This window comes from Streptomyces alkaliphilus, from assembly GCF_014141535.1.
Taxonomy (GTDB): Bacteria; Actinomycetota; Actinomycetes; order Streptomycetales; family Streptomycetaceae; genus Streptomyces; species Streptomyces alkaliphilus.
The window spans coordinates 1-2,012 of the sequence record NZ_VKHT01000917.1 but is presented as its reverse complement, the minus strand read 5'-3'; the positions used below and the strand labels follow the sequence as shown (position 1 = coordinate 2,012).

Here is a 2,012-nt window from a genome sequence, read left to right as displayed (position 1 = left end):
GACTCCTCGCGTCCCCCCGGCCCGCCCATCCGGCCCGGGGCGCCGGGTCGTGTGGTGGGGCCGGGAGGACGCGAGGAGTCCGTGCCCGTTCGTCCCGGAGCAGTGCTCGCCCGTTTGACCTCCCGCGCCTTCCACGCCGGGTGGCGGGGCCTTCAACGGGCCGGAGCCGTCACCGCGGACCGTCCCGGCCCGCACGCCTTCCGCCGGATCGGTCCCGGCACCCGACTGGCGTTCCCCCAGGGGACCGTCTTCGGCACCCCGTGGATCGAGTTGGGCGCGCACTGCGTCATCGCCCGGGACGTCACCCTGGCCGCCGGAATGCTCCCCGACCTCGATTTGGGCGAGGGCTCACGGATCGTGCTGGGGGACGGCGTCGTACTGGGTCGCGGTACCCACATCGTCGCCGACGCGCCCGTCACCATGGGTGACGACGTTCACGTCGGACCCCACTGCTACCTGACCTCGACCAACCACTCCTACGACGACCCCCACCGTCCCGTCGGTTTGCAATGGCCCCGCTCGGCGCCGGTCACCATAGGGGAGGGCTCGTGGCTGGGTACGGCGGCGGTGATCCTGCCGGGGGCCCGACTGGGTCACAACGTCGTGGTGGCAGCGGGGTCGGTGGTCCGCGGTGAGATCCCCGACCACGCCGTGGTCGCCGGGGCCCCGGCGCGGATCGTCCGCCGTTGGGACCCCGACCGGGGTTGGCGGCCACCCCTGTGCACCCCTGCTCCCGTACCGCTGCCCGATGGGATCACCGCCGAGCAGTTGCGCCGTCTCGCGGCGGTCCCCGAACCGGCCGGGTCGGGTGACGATGCCCCCCGGCCCCCCGCGGGGTGACCCGATCGCGGCCCCGTGGCCTCAGGCCATCCGGCCGTACTCGATAGCCGGACACCGGTCCATGACCATCGCCAGACCCGCCTCCCGCACCCGACGGTGGGCCTCCGGATCGATCACACCCAATTGGAACCACACCGCCCGTGCCCCCACCGCGATCGCGTCGTCGGCCACCGCACCCGCGGCCTCGGAGCGGACGAAGACATCCACCACGTCCACCGGGAACGGAATCTCCCGCAGGGAGGCCCACCCCTTCTCGCCCAGCACGGTCTCCGCCCGCGGATGCACCGGCACCACCCGCTTGCCCATGCGCCGCAACAGCGCCGCCACGCCGTAGGCGGCCCGTTCGCGGTTGTTCGACAACCCCACCACCGCCCAGGTGTCCCCCGCGTCCCGCAGGATGGCGCGCACCGTTTCGTCGTCTCCGTACGTCTCGATCATGTCCGGGACAACCATCCCGGCCCCGCCCGCATTCCGCGCCCGTCCACCCGACCGATACGCTGACGACATGCCGGACAGCTACCCGACCGTGGCCGGCGAGGGCGTCCACGAGGTCGAGATCAATCGGTCCCGCTTCCGCTGTGTGGTGGCTCCCGTCACCGATGAGACCACCGCCCGCGCCCTGGTCGCCCGACTGCGCGCCGAGCACCCCACCGCGAGCCACACCTGCCACGCGTACGTGTTGGGCGCGGACGCCGCGATCCGACGTTGTGACGACGACGGCGAACCCGGGGGCACGGCCGGTGCACCCATGCTGCGGATGTTGCTGCACCGCGGGGTTCGCGACACCGTGGTCGTGGTCACCCGCTGGTTCGGCGGCACCAAACTCGGCGCCGGCGGTCTGATCCGCGCCTACGGCGGCGTGGTGGGGGAGACCCTGGACCGGGTGGGGACCGTCGAGCGCCGCCGCACCCGCACCCTCCGGATCACCGTCGGTCACGATCGGGCCGGGCGTCTGGAGCACGACCTGCGCGCCGAAGGGCTCACCGTCCTCGGCGTCCACCACGCCTCCCGGGTCACCATCGAACTCGCCGTGCCGGAGGCCGAGCTGGAGGAGATCGGGGCCCGCATCGCCGACGCCACCTCCGGCACCGCCCGAACCGAGACACTCCCCGGGTGAGGACGGGGGCGCCGCCCGCCCCCGGCCCCCGGCGTGGCCGTGCACCTCGTCCCGG

Annotated in this window: 3 protein-coding genes; 2 read left to right on the top strand and 1 reads right to left on the bottom strand. The window is 73.7% G+C overall.

What is annotated here, in order from left to right:
* Window positions 1–81: 81 nt before the first annotated feature.
* On the top strand, window positions 82–840 hold the full coding sequence (locus tag FNQ90_RS21120) for an acyltransferase (RefSeq protein WP_323380108.1): 759 nt from the start codon (window positions 82–84) through the stop codon (window positions 838–840).
* A gap of 21 nt (window positions 841–861) precedes the next feature.
* On the opposite strand, the gene FNQ90_RS21115 is transcribed toward FNQ90_RS21120, so the two are convergent.
* Window positions 862–1,278: a CoA-binding protein gene (locus tag FNQ90_RS21115; protein WP_182607806.1), complete on the bottom strand. Its 417-nt coding sequence runs from the start codon at window positions 1,276–1,278 to the stop codon at window positions 862–864.
* 67 nt (window positions 1,279–1,345) lie between these two features.
* On the opposite strand from FNQ90_RS21115, the gene FNQ90_RS21110 reads away from it, so the two are divergent.
* Complete coding sequence (locus tag FNQ90_RS21110; protein ID WP_182607805.1) at window positions 1,346–1,957, top strand: IMPACT family protein; 612 nt, start codon at window positions 1,346–1,348, stop codon at window positions 1,955–1,957.
* The last annotated feature ends 55 nt before the right edge of the window (window positions 1,958–2,012 follow it).